This is a genomic window from Phenylobacterium hankyongense (assembly GCF_003254505.1).
Classification (GTDB): domain Bacteria; phylum Pseudomonadota; class Alphaproteobacteria; order Caulobacterales; family Caulobacteraceae; genus Phenylobacterium; species Phenylobacterium hankyongense.
In genome coordinates this window covers 101,872-120,101 of sequence record NZ_QFYP01000001.1, presented here as the reverse complement: position 1 = coordinate 120,101, position 18,230 = coordinate 101,872, and the positions used below count along the sequence as shown (strand labels likewise).

At 71.4% G+C, this 18,230-nt stretch carries 20 protein-coding genes; 14 read left to right on the top strand and 6 right to left on the bottom strand.

What is annotated here, in order from left to right:
* Positions 1-249: 249 nt before the first annotated feature.
* From DJ021_RS00545 to DJ021_RS00525, 6 genes are all read left to right on the top strand, one after another.
* Complete coding sequence (locus DJ021_RS00545; RefSeq protein ID WP_111455674.1) at positions 250-1,521, top strand: dicarboxylate/amino acid:cation symporter; 1,272 nt, start codon at positions 250-252, stop codon at positions 1,519-1,521.
* A 94-nt stretch (positions 1,522-1,615) separates the two neighbouring features.
* Complete coding sequence (locus DJ021_RS00540; RefSeq protein WP_133254911.1) at positions 1,616-2,092, top strand: hypothetical protein; 477 nt, start codon at positions 1,616-1,618, stop codon at positions 2,090-2,092.
* 50 nt (positions 2,093-2,142) lie between these two features.
* On the top strand, positions 2,143-2,277 hold the full coding sequence (locus tag DJ021_RS19245) for a hypothetical protein (RefSeq protein ID WP_279386478.1): 135 nt from the start codon (positions 2,143-2,145) through the stop codon (positions 2,275-2,277).
* Positions 2,278-2,364: 87 nt separating this feature from the next.
* Complete coding sequence (locus tag DJ021_RS00535) at positions 2,365-3,336, top strand: alpha/beta fold hydrolase (RefSeq protein ID WP_111455672.1); 972 nt, start codon at positions 2,365-2,367, stop codon at positions 3,334-3,336.
* 28 nt (positions 3,337-3,364) lie between these two features.
* Positions 3,365-4,282, top strand: a complete 918-nt coding sequence (locus DJ021_RS00530; RefSeq protein WP_111455671.1) for a glutathione S-transferase family protein — start codon at positions 3,365-3,367, stop codon at positions 4,280-4,282.
* A gap of 12 nt (positions 4,283-4,294) precedes the next feature.
* Complete coding sequence (locus tag DJ021_RS00525; RefSeq protein ID WP_111455670.1) at positions 4,295-5,113, top strand: crotonase/enoyl-CoA hydratase family protein; 819 nt, start codon at positions 4,295-4,297, stop codon at positions 5,111-5,113.
* Positions 5,114-5,124: 11 nt separating this feature from the next.
* Here DJ021_RS00525 and DJ021_RS00520 read toward each other — a convergent pair whose 3' ends face one another.
* Positions 5,125-5,385 (bottom strand): hypothetical protein, encoded by a 261-nt coding sequence (locus DJ021_RS00520; protein WP_133254910.1) that lies wholly within the window; start codon positions 5,383-5,385, stop codon positions 5,125-5,127.
* Positions 5,386-5,626: 241 nt separating this feature from the next.
* Positions 5,627-6,388 carry an SDR family oxidoreductase gene (locus tag DJ021_RS00515; protein ID WP_111455668.1) on the bottom strand — a complete coding sequence of 254 codons (762 nt, stop codon included), beginning with the start codon at positions 6,386-6,388 and terminating at the stop codon, positions 5,627-5,629.
* A 180-nt stretch (positions 6,389-6,568) separates the two neighbouring features.
* Here DJ021_RS00515 and DJ021_RS00510 point away from each other — a divergent pair, with 180 nt between their 5' ends.
* Positions 6,569-8,569: a TonB-dependent receptor gene (locus DJ021_RS00510; RefSeq protein WP_111455667.1), complete on the top strand. Its 2,001-nt coding sequence runs from the start codon at positions 6,569-6,571 to the stop codon at positions 8,567-8,569.
* A gap of 6 nt (positions 8,570-8,575) precedes the next feature.
* On the opposite strand, the gene DJ021_RS00505 is transcribed toward DJ021_RS00510, so the two are convergent.
* Together DJ021_RS00505 and DJ021_RS00500 are read right to left on the bottom strand one after the other, a co-directional pair.
* A complete protein-coding gene (locus tag DJ021_RS00505; RefSeq protein ID WP_111455666.1) occupies positions 8,576-9,793 on the bottom strand; it encodes an LLM class flavin-dependent oxidoreductase in 1,218 nt (405 codons plus the stop codon).
* A gap of 134 nt (positions 9,794-9,927) precedes the next feature.
* Positions 9,928-11,025 carry a DNA topoisomerase IB gene (locus DJ021_RS00500; protein WP_424444175.1) on the bottom strand — a complete coding sequence of 366 codons (1,098 nt, stop codon included), beginning with the start codon at positions 11,023-11,025 and terminating at the stop codon, positions 9,928-9,930.
* Between the two features lie 78 nt (positions 11,026-11,103).
* Between DJ021_RS00500 and rlmJ the strand changes: the two genes are divergently transcribed.
* The 6 genes from rlmJ (at position 11,104) to DJ021_RS00470 (ending at position 16,601) form a co-directional block, all read left to right on the top strand.
* Entirely contained in the window at positions 11,104-11,925 is an 822-nt protein-coding gene (rlmJ, locus tag DJ021_RS00495; protein WP_111455665.1) for a 23S rRNA (adenine(2030)-N(6))-methyltransferase RlmJ, read from the top strand.
* 81 nt (positions 11,926-12,006) lie between these two features.
* Positions 12,007-12,498, top strand: a complete 492-nt coding sequence (locus tag DJ021_RS00490; protein WP_111455664.1) for a flagellar biosynthesis protein FlhF — start codon at positions 12,007-12,009, stop codon at positions 12,496-12,498.
* Between the two features lie 64 nt (positions 12,499-12,562).
* Complete coding sequence (locus tag DJ021_RS00485) at positions 12,563-13,123, top strand: sugar transferase (RefSeq protein ID WP_111455663.1); 561 nt, start codon at positions 12,563-12,565, stop codon at positions 13,121-13,123.
* A gap of 69 nt (positions 13,124-13,192) precedes the next feature.
* A complete protein-coding gene (locus DJ021_RS00480) occupies positions 13,193-15,343 on the top strand; it encodes an AsmA family protein (protein ID WP_243625868.1) in 2,151 nt (716 codons plus the stop codon).
* Between the two features lie 66 nt (positions 15,344-15,409).
* On the top strand, positions 15,410-15,916 hold the full coding sequence (locus DJ021_RS00475) for a c-type cytochrome (protein ID WP_111455662.1): 507 nt from the start codon (positions 15,410-15,412) through the stop codon (positions 15,914-15,916).
* Between the two features lies 1 nt (position 15,917).
* The gene (locus tag DJ021_RS00470) at positions 15,918-16,601 is read left to right on the top strand and encodes a cytochrome b/b6 domain-containing protein (RefSeq protein WP_111455661.1); all 684 of its coding nucleotides are present in this window, start codon (positions 15,918-15,920) and stop codon (positions 16,599-16,601) included.
* Between the two features lie 15 nt (positions 16,602-16,616).
* Here DJ021_RS00470 and DJ021_RS00465 read toward each other — a convergent pair whose 3' ends face one another.
* Positions 16,617-16,946, bottom strand: coding sequence for a hypothetical protein (locus tag DJ021_RS00465; RefSeq protein WP_165837065.1), 330 nt, complete (start codon positions 16,944-16,946; stop codon positions 16,617-16,619).
* Positions 16,947-17,118: 172 nt separating this feature from the next.
* Between DJ021_RS00465 and DJ021_RS00460 the strand changes: the two genes are divergently transcribed.
* Positions 17,119-17,877: a hypothetical protein gene (locus tag DJ021_RS00460; RefSeq protein WP_133254909.1), complete on the top strand. Its 759-nt coding sequence runs from the start codon at positions 17,119-17,121 to the stop codon at positions 17,875-17,877.
* 34 nt (positions 17,878-17,911) lie between these two features.
* Here the strand turns inward: DJ021_RS00460 and DJ021_RS18610 are convergent, their stop codons facing one another.
* Positions 17,912-18,217 carry a hypothetical protein gene (locus tag DJ021_RS18610; RefSeq protein ID WP_133254908.1) on the bottom strand — a complete coding sequence of 102 codons (306 nt, stop codon included), beginning with the start codon at positions 18,215-18,217 and terminating at the stop codon, positions 17,912-17,914.
* Positions 18,218-18,230: the final 13 nt, after the last annotated feature.

Here is an 18,230-nt window from a genome sequence, read left to right as displayed (position 1 = left end):
CGGCCCCCGCGCGCATAAGCGCGGAGGCTTTTGCAGGCTATAGATCGGGGCTATGAGGCCGCCGCCCGGGCCTCGCCGCAGAACGGAACGGAGCGTGGGCCGGGCGCTTCCGGCCCCTGCGCCATTAGCGGCGGTTATGACCTACCCACATCTTGCAATGGCCCTAGGCCTTTGCTGTGGGTGACGCCGCCCGCAGAGTGCCCGCTCGGCCGGCGCCGGCCGGACGCTGGCTGATCTTGGGGGAACTTCATGCGGCACGGACTGACCGGCCTTGTGGTGCTTGGGATGGTCCTGGGCCTGGTGTTCGGGGTCGCCTGCCACGCGTTCGTCCACGACGCGGGGACGCTGAAGGTGATCACCGGCGGCCTCGAACTGGCCACCACGATCTTCCTGCGCACGATCAAGATGATCATTTCGCCGCTGGTGTTCGCCACCTTGGTGACGGGGGTCGCGCGGATGGGCGACTCCGGCGCGGTCGGCCGGGTGGCGGGTCGCGCAATGCTGTGGTTCCTGGCCGCCTCGCTCGTCTCGCTCGGCATCGGCCTGGTGACGGTCGAGCTGCTGCATCCCGGGACGGGACTGCATCTGCAGGCCGCCAGCGGCGCCGTGGCCGACCTGAAGGCGCCGCCGCTGACCGCCGTCAGCTTCGTCGAGCACCTGATCCCGACCTCGATCGTCGACGCCATGGCGCGCAACGAGGTGCTCCAGATCGTCGTCTTCGCCGTGGTGGCGGGGGTGGCGATCGGCAACATCGGGCCGGCCGGGCGCGACCTCGTGCGGATGGCCGAGTCGCTGTCCACGGCCATGCTCAAGATGACCACCTACGTCATGTACCTGGCGCCCATCGCCGTGTTCGCGGCGGTGGCGCGGGCGCTCGCCGAACAGGGGCTGGAGGTGGTGGCCACCTACGCCTCCTACGTCGGCGGCTTCTACCTGGCGCTGGCGCTGCTCTGGGCGGTGATGATGGCCGCCGGCGCGGCGGTGCTGGGGCCGCGGCGGCAGTGGGAGCTCATCAAGACGATCCGCCAGCCGGCGCTGATCGCGCTGTCCACCACCAGCTCGGAAGCCGCCTATCCGGTCCTGCTGGAGAAGCTGGAGGCGTTCGGCGTGCCCAACCGGATCGCCAGCTTCGTCCTGCCGCTCGGCTACTCGTTCAACCTGGTGGGGTCGATGTGCTACTGCACCTTCGCGGCCCTGTTCGTGGCGCAGGCCTACGACATCCAGCTGAGCGGGGCGCAGATCGCGCAGCTGATGCTGCTGCTGTTCGTGACCAGCAAGGGGATCGCCAGCGTGCCGCGCGCCTCGCTGCTGGTGGTGGCCTCGAGCCTGCCCTACTTCAAGATCCCCGACGCGGGCGTGCTGCTGATCCTCGCCGTCGACCACTTCCTCGACATGGGCCGCACGGCGACCAACACAGTCGGCAACTCGATCGCCGCCGCCTCGGTGGCCAAGTGGGAAGGGGTCGCGGCGATCCCGGCGGCGGAGCGGGCGGCCGAACCGATCCTGGAGGTCGAAGGCTGAGGGCGGGCCGCCGCCGGTCGGCAATCCGCGGCGGGCGCCTCAAGGCCGCCTTCATGCCGGGCTAAGAGGCTTCAGCTTTCAGCGGAAGGATCCCATGCGCGCGGCAGCCCTCGGACTAGTGATCGCCCTGGCGGCCGGAGTGGCGGCGCGCGCCGAGCCGGCTTACGAGGCGGGGTCGGCCATGGGCGCCTGCCTGGCCGCGGTGATCGACCGGGCGCCGGTGGTCGACGTCAAGGGCCACGACGTGGCGATACACCGGGAGACCAATCCCAACGCCTGTACGGTCGAGGCGAGCGCCGGGGTTCCCTCCGAGGTGCGCGACTCGGTCGTGGCCGCGATCGCCAAGCGCCCGGAGCGGTTCGCGCCGGCCCTGACGCACTGGGACCCGGTCGACTACGCGTCGCAGGAGACCTTCTGCAACGCCCCCGGGCGGCGGAACCTGAACGTGCTGGTGAGCACGGCCAAGCCCGGCGCCAAGGGCCCGACCCTGCTCGCCACCGTCCTGGAGGCCAAGGACCGCGACGAGCGCTGCGATCGGGACGTCGGCCTGCAGCGGCCGCCGCTGGGCTAGGCTGGCGCCGGACGTTTCCGTTTGCGCCGGCAAGGCGTTAGAACCCGCCGATGACCGAACCGAACCCTCCGCCGCCCGCGCCGCCGCCCCAGGACAATCCCCGCAACCGGCTGTGGACGCGGGTGATGCTGATCGGCTTCGGCGTGCTGGTGCTGGCCTACATCGTCGCGACCTTCGTCCACTGACGCCCGCCGTCGGCGACCGCTGACGCCGGGTCACCCTTGAAAGCCGCGCCGACAAGGCGAAGCATGGCGGAAAAGGGGAGGCGAGCGATGCCCGAGTTCCGCACCATCGACGCCGGCCAGGCGCGGCTGCGCGTCGCCGTCGAGGGTCAGGGTCCGCTGGTGATCCTGGTGCACGGCTTCCCGGAGAGCTGGTTCTCCTGGCGCCACCAGCTGGGGCCGATCGCCGACGCCGGCTACACCGCCGCGGCCATCGACGTCCGCGGCTACGGCGGATCGGACAAGCCGCACCCGGTCGAAGCCTATTCCATGGAACAGCTGACCGGCGACGTGGCCGGGGTGGCCGACGCCCTGCAGCCCGACGCCCCGGCGATCCTGGTCGGCCACGACTGGGGCGCGCCGATCGTCTGGAACTCGGCGCTGACCCGGCCGGAGCGGTTCTCCGCGGTGGCGGGGCTGTCGGTGCCCTATTCCGGCGTGCCGAACCGGCCGTTCACCGAGATCTTCGACGCGGCCTTCACCCGCAAGGGCCGGTTCTTCTACCAGGCCTATTTCCAGGACGTCGGGCCGCCCGAGGCGGAGGCCGAGGCCGACGTGCGCGGCTTCCTGCGGAAGTTCTACTACGCGATCTCGGGGGATGCGCCGGAGGGCAGCTGGCCCCAGAAGCCGGTGGGGGCGAAGCTGCTGGACGGCCTCATCGATCCGCAGCCGTTCCCGGCCTGGCTGACCGAGCAGGAGCTGGACTATTACGTCGGCGAGTTCCGCGAGAGCGGCTTCCGCGGGCCGATCAACCGCTACCGCAACCACGAGCGGGATTTCGACTGGCTGCAGGGCTTGAAGGGCCGGCTGATCGAGCAGCCGTCGCTGTTCATCGGCGGGACCAAGGACCCGGCGAGCACCGGCTTCGGGCGGATCGCCGACCCCATCGCCATGATGCGCCAGCACGCGCCGGGGCTGCAGGCCGGCCACATGCTGGAAGGCTGCGGCCACTGGACCCAGCAGGAGCGGCCGGACGAGGTCAACGCCATCCTGATCCCCTGGCTGAAGGCGTTGAAGCCGTGACCCGGCGCCGGGAGTGGTAGGCTAGGACATGGCCGAGATCATCCTGCACCACTACGACGCCTCGCCCTTCTCGGAGAAGGTGCGGGTCATGCTGGGGCTGAAGGGGCTCGCGTGGCGCTCGGTCATCCAGCCGACCATCATGCCCAAGCCTGATCTCACCCGCCTGACGGGGGGCTATCGCCGCGCCCCGGTGATGCAGATCGGCGCGGACATCTATTGCGACACCCAGGTGATCCTGGCCGAGATCGAGGCCAGGGCGCCGCAGCCGCCGGTGCTGCGGGGGCCCGGCTGGGCGGTCAACTTCTGGGCCGACCGGCTGTTCTTCCAGGTCACCGTGGCGGTGGTGTTCGGCGAGATCGGCGACAAGGTCCCGCGCGAGTTCATCGAGGACCGCGAGAAACTATCGGGCCGGCCCTTCGACATGGCCGCCATGAAGGCCGCCGCCGGGCCGATGCGGGCTCAATGGCGAGGCCAGGCGGCCTGGATCGAACAGGGCCTCGCGGCGGCCGGCGACTTCATGGGCGGACCGACGCCGGCCCTCGGCGACGTGGCGGCCTATATGAACGTCTGGTGGCTGACGAAGGCCGCGCCCGAGGTGGCCGAGCGGCTGCTCTCAGGGCTGACGCGCACCCTCGGCTGGCGCGAGCGGATGGCCGGGTTCGGCCACGGCCAGCGCAGCGAGATGAGCGGCGCCGACGCCCTCAAGGCGGCGATGACCTCGGCCGCCGGGCCGGTTCCGGAGTGGGATCCGGCCGACCCCTCGGGCCTGCGGCCCGGCGACGCCGTGGTGGTGCGGGCCGACGACTACGGCCGCGATCCGGTGGAGGGGCGGCTGGTGACCGTCACGCCCGACCGGGTGATCATTGCCCGCGAGTGCGGCGAGCTCGACCTGCTGCACGTCCATTTTCCGCGCGTCGGCTACAGCCTGACGCCTGCCGGCGATTAAGGGAGATCCGCCATGAACGATCGCGTGACCATGGACATCCAGGACGGCGTCGCCGACGTGCGGCTGGTGCGGGCGGACAAGATGAATGCGCTGGACGGCGCGATGTTCGACGCCCTGATCGAGGCCGGCGAGCGGCTGAAGGCCGAGCCTGGGGTGCGCGCGGCGGTGCTGTCCGGCGACGGGCGGGCGTTCTGCGCGGGGCTCGACATGGGCAGCTTCCAGTCGATGGCCTCCGGGGAACGGCGCGGCGCGGACGGCGGAACGGCCGGCGAGCTGCTCACGCCCAAGCGCACCGAGGGCGGCTCCAACCGCGCGCAGCATGCGGTGATGGTCTGGCGCGAGGTCCCTGTGCCGGTGATCGCGGCGGTGCACGGGGTGGCGTTCGGCGGGGGCTTCCAGCTCGCGCTGGGCTGCGACCTGCGCTTCGTCACCGCCGACGCGCGGATGGCGGTGATGGAGATCAAGTGGGGCCTGGTGCCGGACATGGGCGGCATGGTGCTGATGCGCGGCCTGGTCCGCGACGACGTGGCCCGCGAGCTCACCTGGACCGGCCGGATCTTCTCCGGCGAGGAGGCGCTGTCGATGGGCCTGGCGACCCGGGTCTGCGCTGACCCGCGCGACGAGGCGCTGGCGCTGGCCCGCGAGATCGCCGGCAAGAGCCCCACCGCGATCCGCGCCGGCAAGCGGCTGTTCAACCTGGCGGCCGAGGCCGACCAGCGCCAGATCCTGCTCCACGAGAGCCAGGAGCAAGGGGCGCTGATCGGCTCAACCCATCAGGTGGAGGCCGTCATGGCCAACCTGGAGAAGCGGGCGCCGGCGTTCGCCGACTGAGCCCGCGGACCTCAGCGCTCGGCGACCTTCATCGGCGCCTTCAGCTGGGCCATGGTCGCGTGGACCGTGTTCATGACGCAGACGTGCTGGGCGTCGATGGGGAAGCTCGCGCCGGCATTCATCTCGCGGCACAGCTTGTTGGCCGCCTTGTAGACTTCCACGTTCACCTGGTGCGGCGTCTTGCCGGCGAGGGGAATGCGGATGGATTCGGCGCTGGCGGGAGCGGCGATGAGCGCGGCGGCCACAGCCGCCAGAGTTGCGATACGGATCATGTTGTTCGGTTCCGGATTGAGGTTGCTGCCAACCCCTTTCGCGGCGTTCCCCGTCGGGCGGTGGCCGTAACTAACCGTGGCCTTGCGCCTGACGAGTCGGGAAATCTCACGATTTAAGCTGCACCGCAACGCGAAATGCTGCTCTGCAACAATCGCCTGCTGCGGTGCGGCAGAACTAGGCGCGACGGTCACGTTTTGGGCGCCTGGGCTGGCGCCGTCGGAACCTGTCCGCGCGGCCTGATCAGCCGCGGCCGATGAACGGCATCTTGGTGGCCATCACGGTCATGAACTGCACATTGGCCTCCAACGGCAGGCCGGCCATGTAGAGGATGGCGTCGGCCACGGCGGAGACGTCCATTACCGGCTCCGGCGCCAGCGAACCGTCCGCCTGCGGCACGCCGCGGCTCATCGCCCGGGTCATCTCGGTGCCGGCGTTGCCGATGTCGATCTGGCCGCAGGCGATGTCGTAGACGCGGCCGTCCAGCGAGGTGGAGCGCGTCAGGCCGGTGATCGCGTGCTTGGTGGCGGTGTAGGCCACGGAGCGCGGGCGCGGGACGTGCGCCGAGATCGAGCCGTTGTTGATGATCCGCCCGCCGCGCGGGTCCTGCGCCTTCATCAGCCGGAAGGCGGCCTGGGTGCAGAGGAAGGCGCCGGTCAGGTTGACGTCGACCACGCGCTTCCAGGCTTCCAGCGGCAGGTCCTCCAGCGGCACGGGCGGCGCGCCGCTGCCGGCGTTGTTGAACAGCAGGTCGAGGCGGCCGAAGCGGGCGCGGGTCGACTGGAAGAGGTTTTCGACCGAAGCCGGATCGCTGACGTCGGCGGCGACCGGCAGCGCCCAGTCCGCCGCCTCGCCGGACAGGGCGGCGGTCTCCTCCAGCGCCTCGAGCCGGCGGCCGGCCAGGGCCACCGACCAGCCCGCGTCGAGCAGCGCGAGCGCCACGGCCCGGCCGATGCCGCTGCCGGCGCCGGTGACGATGGCGACCTTGCCTGAACCCTTGGCCATGCCGCCTTCCTAGCCGTGAAGCGGACGGCGAGCCAGCGTCCAGGGCTGGGGTGCTCCGCAGTCGGTCTCTGAGGGGTGATCGAAGATGATTGCTTCTGCCATGGCGCAACGGTCGTCAGCCGCCTATTGGACCGCCCCATGAGGCGTACCGACTCCCCCGACGCCTGACCGGAGATACTGATGCCCGTCGATCTGCCCCCTCCGCACGACGTCGAAGCTGTGGTGGTCTACGCCCCGCGCCTGGCCCCGCTGGCCGGCGAGGCGGCGTTCGACGCGGTGCAGATCGGGCCGGAGATCCTGAAGATCAATCCCCGGCTGGACGAGGCGCTGAAGCAGTCGCCCGGGCTTTCGCTGTTCCGCCGCACGGGCAGCGGCGCGGCCAACCCGACCACCCAGGGCCTGTCCCTGCGCTCCATCGCCGGCTCCGGCGCGGGCCGCGCCCTGGTGACGCTCGACGGGGCGCCGGTGAACGATCCGTTCGGCGGCTGGGTGATCTGGACCGCGCTGCCGGCCGAGGGCCTCGACGGCGCCACCATCGTCCGCGGCGCCGGCGCGGGGCCGTATGGCGCGGGGGCGCTGACCGGGGTCGTGGCCCTGCAGGAGCGCGGCGCGGTGGATGGCCTGGCGGCGCTGGACGTCTCGGCCGGCGAGCGCGGGAGCTATCGCGCCGCGGTCTCCGGCGGCGGGCCGGGTGTGCTGCTCACCGCCAGCGCCGAGACTTCCGACGGATACACGCCGGTGCGCGGCGCCCAGCGTGGCGCGGCCGACCAGCCGCTCACGCTCCAGGACGAGTCCTTCGCCTTCCGCGTCCAGCACGAGATCAACGGCATCCAGGCCGCCGCGCGGCTGGGCGCCTATGAGGAGCGCCGCGGCGCCGGCCTGATCGGCGCGCGCTCCATCGCGAGCGGCGCGTCGGCCACCTTCACCCTGGCGAAGCCGGCGGCCGAAGGCGTCGGCGGCTGGCGCCTGCAGGCCTGGGCGCGGGCCAGCGACCTGGCCAACAGCTCCGTCGCGGTGGCCGCCGGCCGCGCCACCACCACGCCCGCCAACGACCAGTACGCGACGCCGGCCCAGGGCTATGGCGTCAACGCCGCCCTGCAAGGGGTTCTGGGCCTGGTCGAGTGGGAAGCCGGCGTTGACGGGCGGCTGACCACCGGCGTCGAGCACGAGCGGTTCCGGTATATCAACGGCGCCTACACCATGGGCCGGGACGCCGGCGGCCAGACCACCGTGGCCGGCGTCTACCTGGACACCTCGCTGGATCAGGGGCCGTGGCTGCTGACGGCCGGCGCGCGCGTCGACGCCTGGGGCAACAGCAACGCCAACCGCCACGAGTACACGCTGGCGACCGGCGCCACGACGCTGAACCAGTCGACGCCCGACGCCTCCGGCACGACGCCGACGGCGCGGGCGGGCATCCGCTACACCTTCACGCCCGACCTCTGGCTGCGCGGCGCGGCCTACGCCGGCTTCCGGCCGCCGACGCTGAACGAGCTGTACCGGCCGTTCCGGGTCGGCAACGACGTCACCGAGGCCAACCCGACGCTGCGGCCCGAGACCCTGCAGGGGATCGAGGCGGGCGCCGGCGGCGACGGCCCGGTGCGCTGGAGCGCGACCCTGTTCTACAACCGCGTCGAGGATCCGATCACCAACGTGACCGTGGGCGTCGGGCCGGCGACCTTCCCGACCGCCGGCTTCATCCCGGCCGGCGGCACCCTGCGCCAGCGCCAGAACGCCGGCAAGATCAACGCCTACGGCCTCGAGGGCGAGGCGAGCGGCGAGTTCGCGGCGACGCTGGCCTGGCGCGCGGCCTTCTCCGCGACCCACGCGCGGGTCGACGGCGGTTCGACCGCCCCGCAGCTCACCGGCCTGCGGCCCGCGCAGGCGCCCGACCTGACCGTCACCGGCGGCCTCGACTGGCGGCCGCTGGAGCGGCTGACCCTGTCGGCCGACGCGCGCTACGAGAGCGTGCGCTACGACGACGACCAGAACACCCGGCGGCTCGCGCCCGGCGTCGAGGTGGACGCCCGCGCGGCCTGGCGCATCGCGCCCAGCTCGGAGGTCTATGTGGCGGTCGACAATCTCGGCGACGCCGGCATCGTGACGGCCCAGACCGCCGACGGCATCAACAGCTACGCCCAGCCCCGCACCTTCCGGGTCGGCTTCGCCTATCGCCGATAGGGAGGACTATTCGGCCGGCGTCTCCTTGGACGCCGCGCCGGTGATCATGGCCACGATGTCGGGGCGGATGTTGTCCGCGCCCTTCTCCATCATGTGCTGGACGATACGGGCGCCGACCGCCTGCCGCACCTGGCTGGTGAACTCGTCCTTGTTGCCGCGCACCCAGTTCATCGAGGCCTCGCGGTTGACGTTGAGCTGCTGGAACTTCGGGAAGACGTAGCGCGCCATCAGCTCATAGGAGCGCTTGGTGGCCGCCCAGGGCGCCCAGTTGTGGGCCATCAGCAGGAAGGCGCCGAAGCCGCCGGACTCCTCCACCAGCTGGTCGAGGCGGGCGATGGCGTCCTCGGGCGTGCCGATCACCGCCATGCCGGTGTCGATCATCGCCTGCACCGGATCGTCGCCCTCCGGCACCAGCGGCAGGTTGGCGATCTCCCGGAAGTAGAAGATCCACTTCTCGAGGCCGAAGCGGATGTCCTCCATCGCCTGGTCGCGGGTCTCGGCGATGTGCATCGGCCCGACCAGCCGCCAGGCGTTGCGGTCCATGGTCTGGCCGTGCTCGGCGGCCTGCTCGGTGGCGATCGCCCAGTTGGAGGCCAGCGCGTTGAAGCCGGCGGTGGTGGTGGCGCCCAGCGACAGCAGGCCCAGGCCGTGCTGGCCGGCGGCGCGGGCGCCGGTCGGCGACACCTGGCTGGCCACGGCCATCTCCACCGACGGCCGCGAGTAGGGCGTCATCTGCAGGCGGGCGTTGGCCAGCTCGAACCAGTCCGAGGCATGGGTGACCTCCTCGCCGCGCAACAGGCGGACCAGCACGCCCAGCGCCTCGTCCATGCGGTCGCGCTGCTTCTGCACCGGAATGCCCATCATCCAGGCGTCGGAGACCAGGGCGCCGGGGCCGGCGCCGAACATCACCCGGCCGCGGGTCATGTGGTCGAGCTGGTTGATGCGGTCGGCGAGGATCAGCGGGTGGTGGTAGGGCAGGGAGGCGACGCCGGTGCCCAGGCGGATGTGCTTGGTGCGCTCGGCCGCGGCGGCGATGAACACCTCCGGCGAGGCGATCAGCTCGTAGCCGGCGGAGTGGTGCTCGCCGATCCAGGCCTCGTCATAGCCCAGCTCGTCCAGCCACTGGACGAGCTCCAGGTCGCGCTGGATCGCCAGGGTCGGGTTCTCGTCGACCGGGTGGAAGGGGGCGATGAAGGCGCCGAAGCGCAGGCGCGGTCCGAGCACGCGGTGTCCTCCCAGGAGCGCGGGCGCCCCCCGCGTCGTTTGGGGACGACCATAGCGCCGTTCAGCCGGGCCGCGCCAGCATGCCCCGGGGTCAAGGCCTGAGCGGTCAAGCCTGGCTGCTCAAGCCTGGCCGGTCAGGCGGCCTGGCGCGCTACGTCCCGGGCGGCGGCCGTGGCGGCCGCCTCGCTCTTGTCGCGGGCCGCCTCCAGGAAGCGCAGCACCGCCAGCTCGAAGGCTCGCTCGCTCTTGCCGGGCTTCAGGGGCAGGGCGCCTTCGGCGTAGGACTCCAGCACCACCGGATGGATGTAGGCGCCGCGGCAGACGGCGGCGGTGTTGCCCAGGAGGCCGGCCACCGCCTTGACGCAGGTGTTGATGTTTCGCTTGGCCTCCGAGGCGCTGGCGCATTCGGTTTGCATGGCGAGCGCGCGGGCGGCGTTCAGGGTACCGGCCCAGGTGCGGAAGTCCTTGGCGGAGAAGTCGTCGCCCAGCACCTCGCGCAGGTAGGCGTTGACGTCGGCGGACTCCACGGCGCGCCGTTCGCCGTCCTCGTCGATGTACTGGAACAGCCGCTGGCCGGGCAGGTCCTGACAGGCCTTGACGATGCGGGCCAGCCGCCGGTCGCGGAAGCTGGTCTTGTGCATCTTGCCGCTCTTGCCGCGGAACTCGAATTCCGCCCCGCCGGCGCCGATCCGGGCGTGGCGGTCGCGCAGGGTGGTGAGGCCGAAGCTCTTGTTGGCCTTGGCGTATTCCTCGTTGCCGACGCGGATCAGCGTCATCTCCATGACCCGGATCACGGCGGCCAGCACCTTCTCGCGGGGCAGGCCGCGCTTGGCGAGATCGGCGTCGACGCGGGCGCGGAGCTTCGGCAGGGCGCGGCCGAAGGCGATGAGGCGGTCGTACTTGTGGCCGTCGCGCACCTGCCGCCAGCCGTCGTGGTAGCGGTACTGCTTGCGGCCCTTCTGGTCGCGGCCGGTGGCCTGGATGTGGCCGTTGGCCTTGGGGCTGATCCAGACGTCGGTCCAGGCCGGCGGGATGGCGAGCTTGCGGATGCGGTCGAGGGTGCGCTCGTCGCTGACCGCGGAGCCGTCCGGGCGCAGGTAGTCGAAGCCGGCGCCCGCCTTCTCGCGGCGGAGGCCCGGATCCTGGTCGCTGACGTAGCTGAGGCCCGCGGCCTCGACGTCCTCCAGCGCCGGCGCGGCTGGCGTCTGGTTGTCGGGCATGTCCCTGGCCATTTGCACCGCGCCCTCCTCTGGCTCGCCCGCAACGTGGTATGCGCAGCGCCGGTTCCTGCCAGAGCTCGGGATAAGCCCTTGAACTATCGTCACGCCTTCCACGCCGGGAACTTCGCCGACCTGGTCAAGCACGCCGCGCTGCTGCAGCTGCTGGGGCGGATGACCGCGGGCGCCGGGCCGCTGGCGGTGATCGACACCCACGCCGGCCGCGGGCTCTATGACCTGGCGGGCCCGGAGGCGCGCAAATCCGGGGAGGCCGACGCCGGGATCGTCCGGCTGATGGCGGCGCGCGATGCGCCGGCCGCGTTTGCGCCTTTGGTCGAGGCGGTGAAGGCGCTGAACGGCGGCGGGCCGGTGCGGCGCTATCCCGGATCGCCCTGGCTGATCGCCGAGCGGATGAGAGCGCAGGACAGCTACCTGGCCTGCGAACTGCGGGCTGAGGAGCACGCGGCGCTGCGCGACCTCCTGAAGGGCCGCCCGAACGTCAGCGCCCTGTGCGCGGACGGCTATGCGATGGCGGTGGAGCGCTGCCCCCGGCAGGGCGCGGTGCTGGTGCTGATCGACCCACCGTTCGAGCGCGCCGACGACTATGCCCGCATCGTCGCCACGGTGGCGGGCGTGCGGCGCAAGAACCCTCTGGCGCAGTTGCTGGTCTGGCTGCCGCTGAAGGACCTCGAGACCTTCGACGCCTTCCTGCGCGACCTGGAAGACGGGGCGCAGGCGCCGGCCCTGGTGGCGGAGACCCGGATGCGGCCGCTGACCGATCCGATGAAGATGAACGGCTGCGCCCTGGTGCTGGTCGGCGGGCCGGAGGAGATGGCGCCGACGCTGGAGGCGATCTGCGGCTGGACTGCGCAGACCTTGGGCGATCGCGGCGCGGGGCGCGTCCATCGCATCTAGTCACCGGAATTTCGCAACTGCGAGAGCGACGGCGTGTTATGTTGCGACGCAATAAAGTCGCTGTAGCCGCAGGAGGTCGCCATGACCATGATCGCTGGTGAGACACGTGAGCTTTTCCCCAAACCGCCGGCCCCCGAGGCCCTCATCGGCTTCGCCACGCCGCTGTGGGGCCTGTTCGCCGGGGTCGCCATGAGCGGCGTCGCCTGGTGGTGGATGACCCAATGGGCCCGGCCGGAGAACCTGGAGGCGATGTTCGCCCGAACGGCCAAGGCGCCGGAAAAGGCCGTCGACCTCGCCGACGCCGCGACGTCGGCCGCTGAGCCTGTGCTCGAAGCCCTGGCCAAGCCGGAGCTGCCGCCGGCGCCGGTCGGCGGCGAAGCTGCGCCGATCGCCCCCGTGGTCGAGGCGCTGGACGCCGCCAACGAGGTCGCCGCAGCGCCGACGCTGGAAATGGCGGCTCCCCCGGAGCCGCGCGCCGTCGCACCCACGCCGCGCCCTGAGCCGTCGGAACCGCGCTCGATCGCGCCCAAGGCCAAGCCCCAGGCCCGGTCGTCGGAGCCGCCGACCGTCTGAGTTGGCGCGGCGCCGCGCGGCGCCCTAGAACCGGCAGGTCCGGGCGAGGGAGTTTCGCGGCGTCGTGAAGCGGCTGGTGGATATCGCAGGCGGGCTGACCGGCCTGATCGTGCTGTCGCCGGTGCTGGTCGCGCTCGCCGTGGCGGTGCGCCTGGAGAGTCCGGGGCCGGCGCTGCACTGGTCGCGGCGGGTCGGCCGCGGCAACTGCTTCTTCGCCATGCCGAAGTTCCGCACCATGCGGACCGACACGCCGCAGGTCGCCACGCACCTGCTTGCCGACCCCGAGCGCTGGATCACGCCGCTGGGTCGCTTCCTGCGCCGGACCAGCCTCGACGAGCTGCCGCAGCTGTGGAGCGTGCTGAAGGGCGACATGAGCCTGGTGGGGCCCCGTCCGGCGCTGTTCAACCAGGATGACCTGGTGGCGCTGCGCACCGAGGGCGGCGTGGACCGCCTGCGGCCCGGCCTCACCGGCTGGGCGCAGATCAATGGGCGCGACGAGCTGCCGATCCCGGATAAGGTGAAGCTCGACTGCGAATACCTGGAGCGCATGTCGTTGCTGTTCGACCTGCGCATCCTCCTGGCGACCGCCCGCGCCGCCGCCGGAGGCCGCGGCGTAAGCCATTAGGGTTTGAGGGGAACTGCGCAGTGGGGCGCGTGCGTTAGGCTTCCGGGCGTGCTGCGGAGCGGAATCCTTTTGACCACCGAATCCTATCCGAACCCCGAGCCTGGTCGCCGTCGCGACGGCGCCAAGGCTCCTGCGCGCCGCCCCGAGACGGGCGAGCGCCGGCCGATGCAGCGCGCCGGGACCTGGACCCGAGATCAGTGGCGAGCGACCCGCGAACGGCTGGGGCAGACCCGGCTGAAGCGGCCGACGCGCAAGACCATGGCGTGGATCGGCGGCGTGCTGGCGGTGCTGGTGCTCGCCGTGGCCATCCTGATCGCCATCTGGGACTGGAACTGGTTCCGCGGGCCCGTCGCCCGGATCGCCTCGGCGCGGATGCACCGCGAGGTGACCATCGACGGCCCCCTCAACGTCCACCTGTGGTCCTGGCAGCCCAGCGCCACCGTGGACGGGGTGAAGGTCGCCAACCCCGGCTGGGCCGGCAAGGACAAGATGGCCGACATCGGCCGCATCGCCGTGCAGATCCGGCTGATCCCGCTGCTCACCGGCCACGTCGACCTGCGGCTGCTGCGGTTCACCCAGCCGAACGTGCGGCTGTATCGCGACGCCCAGGGTCGGGCCAACTACGACTTCTCGGACGGCAAGCAGAAGGACCAGCCGCTGCGGCTGCCGCCGATCCGCAACTTCATCATCGACGACGGCCACCTGAGCTATCAGGACGCCAAGCGCGGCCTGACCTTCAACGGCACGGTCAACGCCCACGAGCGGCTCGGCGGCGACAACCGCGGTTTCGAAATGACCGGGCGTGGGGCGCTGAACAAGCAGCCGTTCATCCTGCAGGTGGTGGGCGGGCCGCTGCTCAACATCGACCGCAAGAAGCCCTATCCGTTCGACGCCGACATCCGCGCCGGCGACACCTACGTCACCGCCAAGGGCGCGGTGCCCAAGCCGTTCGACCTCGGCCAGTTCTACATGAACACCACCGCCCGCGGGCCGGACCTGGCCGACCTCTATGGCCTGACCGGCGTGCCGCTGCCGAACTCGCCGCCGTACAGCCTCCACGCCCGGCTGTCGCGCGACGTGCACCTGTGGCGGATCGACGGCCTTGGGGGACGGGTCGGCAGCTCCGACCTCAGCGGCAAGATCTCGGTGAAGACCGGCGGCGACCGGCCGCTGTTGAACGCCGACCTGCGCTCCAACGCGCTAGACTTCCCCGACCTCGGCGCGGTCTTCGGCGGCGCGCCCAAGCACGGCAAGGTCGCCTCGCCGGCCCAGGTGGCGGTCGCCCGCAAGCTGCAGGCGGAGCAGCGGATGCTGCCGGACGCCACCCTGAAGGTGGACCGGATCCGCGCCATCGACGCCGACGTCACCTTCAAGGCGGCCTCCATCAAGAACGCCCCGGTGAACCTGAGGTCGGGCTCGGTGCGGGTGAAACTCAACGCCGGGGTGCTGAAGGCCGATCCGGTCGCGCTCGACCTGCCGCAGGGCAGGATCACCGGCCACGTGACCCTCGACGCCCGCAAGGCCATGCCCGTCACGGATCTGGATCTGCGCCTGTCGAACGCGCGGCTGGAAGAGCTCATCCCCGTCCGCATCGGCGGCGCGAACCCGTTCGGCGGCTCGCTGGTCGGCCGCGCCCAGCTGCATGGGACCGGGGATTCCGTCCACAAGGCGTTCGCCAACGCCAACGGCCAGGTGATGCTGGTGGTCCCCGGCGGCGAGATCCGCCAGGCCTTCGCCGAGCTGGCCGGCGTCAACGTCGTCAAGGGCCTGGGCCTGCTGATGTCCAAGAACCAGCAGACCACGCCCATCCGCTGCGGCGTGGCGCACTTCCAGGCCGTCAACGGCGTGCTCAACGCCGACCATGTGGTCGTCGACACCGGTCCGGTGCTGATCACCGGCTCCGGCACGGTCAACATGGGCACCGAGCGCATGGCGTTCCGCCTGCAGGGCCACTCCAAAGAATTCCGGCTCGTCCATCTGCTGCTGCCGATCACCGTCGACGGGCCGATCCTGCGCCCCAAGCTCGGGGTGCAACCCGGCCAGACGATCGCCCAGGGCGGCGTGGCGGTGGCGCTCGCGACCCTGCTCTCGCCGCTGGCGGCCGTCCTTCCGTTCATCGATCCCGGCCTGGCCAAGGACGCCGCCTGCGGTTCGCTGATGGCGGAGGGCGTCCAGCACGGCGCGCCGGTGAAGTCCGCGCCGGCGACCGCCGCGCACTGAGCCCGTTGACGGCCGCTCCGTCGCCCCGGCAATGTCCGCCAGGGCTCGGATCGGAAGGTACGCTTCATGGCGATGACGTTGGGCAGGGGCGGCGCGCTGGCGCTCGCGATGGCGATTGGTGCGGCGAGCGCCGCCGGCGGGGCCTTCGCCCACGAGCACATGGGGCCGATGCCGAGCGCGCCAGGCGCCAAGGCGGCCTACATGCGCCATCAGAACTTCAAGCAGCAGGGCGCGGCCTTCAAGGCCATCAACGACGAGTTGAAGAAGAGCAATCCGAACAAGGCGCTGATCGCCACCAACGCCACCAAGCTGAAGGGTCTGACCACCCAGCTGCCCACCTGGTTCCCGAAGGGCAGCGGCGTGGAGTCCGGCTTCAAGACTGACGCCAAGCCGGAAGTCTGGCGCGACGCCGCCGGCTTCGCGGCCGCGGTCAACCGCCTGCAGGTCGAAAGCGGCAAGCTGCAGGAGATCGCCGGCGCCGGGGACCTCGCCGCGATCAAGGCGCAGGCGAAGGCCACCGGCGGGGCCTGCAAGAACTGCCACGACAAGTATCGCGTGCCCGAGAAGACCTAGGGTGGCCGCGGCGGATCCGGCAGGCGCCGCTGTCCGCGCCCGGCTGTGGGACGCGCCCACGCGGATCGTCCACTGGGCGCTGGCGGCGCTGATCGCCTTCTCCTGGTGGGCGGGCGAGACCGGCCACATGGATTGGCACCGCTGGAGCGGCTATGCGGTGCTCGGCCTGCTGGCGTTCCGGCTGGCCTGGGGGTTCGCAGGCTCCGGCAGCGCCCGGTTCGCCAGCTTCGTCCGCGGCCCTGGCGCGACGCTTGCCTATCTTAAGACCCTGCCCAGCCGCACGCGGACGGATGTGCCCGGCCACAATCCGCTGGGCGCCTGGAGCGTGCTGGCCCTTCTCGCCGTCTCGGTCGTGCAGGTCGTCACCGGCCTGTTCGCAGTGGACGTCGACGGCCTGGAGTCCGGGCCGCTGTCGGACCGGGTGGACTTCGACACCGGCCGGCTGTTCGCCGCCTGGCATCACTGGAGCTTCTCGGCGCTGCAGGCGCTCGTCGTTCTGCACGTGGCGGCGGTGGTCTTCTACCTGGCCTACAAGCGCTCGAACCTGATCGGGCCGATGATCACCGGCCGCCGGCGGTTCGCGGCCGACCCGGCCCTGAGCTTTGCGCCTGCGTGGCGCGCGGTGCTGATCGCCGTACTGGCCGCGGCCTTCGCCTGGTGGGTGTCGAAGGGGCTCAGCCTCTGAGCCCCTTCCGCCTCGTCACCGCTCGGCGGCGTCGCGCAGGCATTTGACCCAGGCGTCCTCGCGGGCCTTTTCGGCTTCCCGCAGCTGGGTCTCGGCGTCGCGCACGGCGGCGTCATGCTTGCGCCATTCGGCGACCGCCTCCTCGCGCGCGCTGCGGGCGGCTTCGAGGGTCGGATAGCGGGCGAGCACGGCGCGGACCGAATAGTTGACCGGTGGACCGACCGTCTCCCGGTCCGGATAGAAGCCGGTGATGGAATCCGGGGTCTCGCTCTCGATGTGGAAGACGTCCGCCCAGCCGGCGTGGTGGCGCATCAGGGCCCAGGGTCGTTCCATCCGCTCGCTCACCGCATTCTCCTCGATAGGCTTCTGAGTCCGCCCGGGGGCGGTTGGCGAGCAAGCTACAGCGCCCGCCCCATCGCTCCAACGCCGGGCGGTGGATTTTGGCTCTTCCGCTGCGGCCAGATTTTGTGGGAGCCTTGGCCATTGATTTGATCATTTCAGCCAAGAGTCATTCGGTTTGCCTAAAATCATGATCGGCCAGCAGTTCTGCGGCCCCCCGAACTCCGGCAACGGCGGCTATGTCTGCGGCGTGCTGGCGAAGGACATCGACGGTCCCGCCACCTCGGTGCTGCGCGCCCGGGTTCCCCTGGATGTCGAACTCCATCTCGAGACCGAGAACGGCGCCCTCCTGATGACCGACGCCGACGGGGCGCTGGTCGGCAAGAGCCAGGCGGCGTCCGGCGCGGAGCTGCCGACTCCGCCGGAGCCGCCCAGCCTGGAGGCGGCCCGCGCGGCCGGCCGCGGCTATGTCGGACTGGAGCAGCGCTTCCACCCGATCTGCTTCACCTGCGGACCGGAGCGCCACGAGGGCGACGGGCTGCGGGTGTTCGCCGGTCAGATCGAGGGCGCGCCGCTGGGCCATCTGGCGGGGGTCTGGACACCGCACGCGGCCTTCGCCGACGCCGCCGGCCTGGCGACGACCGAAGTTGTCTGGGCGGCGCTGGATTGCCCCGGCTACTTCGCCTGGGTGGCGAAGGAAGGCCGCCACGGCGCGCTGCTCGGCACCATGACCGGCGAGGTCCTGCGTCGGCCGCGGGTCGGGGAGGCGTGCATCGTCACCGCCTGGCCGCTGGCGCGCGAGGGCCGCAAGGAACTGGCGGGCGTGGCCCTGTTCAGCGCCACGGGCGAATTGATGGCGCGGGGCCATCAGGTCTGGATCGTCATGGGCCCACCGGCGCCGGCGGTCGCGGAGGCGCCGGCGACGGCCTCGGCCTAGGCCGGCGGAAGGCTGGGCCTTCCGCCGGACCGGGTCAGTGCGGAGTCGTGCTGGACGGAGGCGTGGTGGTGGTTCCCGTCGCGGCCGGGCTGCTCATCTTGGACGTGCTGCTGGTGTTGGAGCCGCTGGCCGCCGCGGCGGCGGAGCGATGAGTCTTCTTATGCCTGGCCGCCTTCTTCTTGGTGGTCGTCGTGCTGCTCATGGCGCCGGTCGAGCCGGCGCTCGTCGACGGACTCATGGTCGAGCCGCTGGTGGATCCGCCCGCGCCGGTCGTCTGCGCCGCCGCCGGCAGCGCCAGGGCGAGCGATAGAATTCCACTGATGATCAAGGTCGTTCGCATCTTAGGTTCTCCT

Bases quoted from the DNA above. Each gene is read 5' to 3' on its own strand.
- DJ021_RS00545 (WP_111455674.1), top strand. From the start codon at position 250: ATGCGGCACGGACTGACCGGCCTTGTGGTGCTTGGGATGGTCCTGGGC.
- DJ021_RS00540 (WP_133254911.1), top strand. From the start codon at position 1,616: ATGCGCGCGGCAGCCCTCGGACTAGTGATCGCCCTGGCGGCCGGAGTG.
- DJ021_RS19245 (WP_279386478.1), top strand. From the start codon at position 2,143: ATGACCGAACCGAACCCTCCGCCGCCCGCGCCGCCGCCCCAGGACAAT.
- DJ021_RS00535 (WP_111455672.1), top strand. From the start codon at position 2,365: ATGCCCGAGTTCCGCACCATCGACGCCGGCCAGGCGCGGCTGCGCGTC.
- DJ021_RS00530 (WP_111455671.1), top strand. From the start codon at position 3,365: ATGGCCGAGATCATCCTGCACCACTACGACGCCTCGCCCTTCTCGGAG.
- DJ021_RS00525 (WP_111455670.1), top strand. From the start codon at position 4,295: ATGAACGATCGCGTGACCATGGACATCCAGGACGGCGTCGCCGACGTG.
- DJ021_RS00520 (WP_133254910.1), bottom strand. From the start codon at position 5,385: ATGATCCGTATCGCAACTCTGGCGGCTGTGGCCGCCGCGCTCATCGCC.
- DJ021_RS00515 (WP_111455668.1), bottom strand. From the start codon at position 6,388: ATGGCCAAGGGTTCAGGCAAGGTCGCCATCGTCACCGGCGCCGGCAGC.
- DJ021_RS00510 (WP_111455667.1), top strand. From the start codon at position 6,569: ATGCCCGTCGATCTGCCCCCTCCGCACGACGTCGAAGCTGTGGTGGTC.
- DJ021_RS00500 (WP_424444175.1), bottom strand. From the start codon at position 11,025: ATGGCCAGGGACATGCCCGACAACCAGACGCCAGCCGCGCCGGCGCTG.
- DJ021_RS00490 (WP_111455664.1), top strand. From the start codon at position 12,007: ATGACCATGATCGCTGGTGAGACACGTGAGCTTTTCCCCAAACCGCCG.
- DJ021_RS00475 (WP_111455662.1), top strand. From the start codon at position 15,410: ATGGCGATGACGTTGGGCAGGGGCGGCGCGCTGGCGCTCGCGATGGCG.
- DJ021_RS18610 (WP_133254908.1), bottom strand. From the start codon at position 18,217: ATGCGAACGACCTTGATCATCAGTGGAATTCTATCGCTCGCCCTGGCG.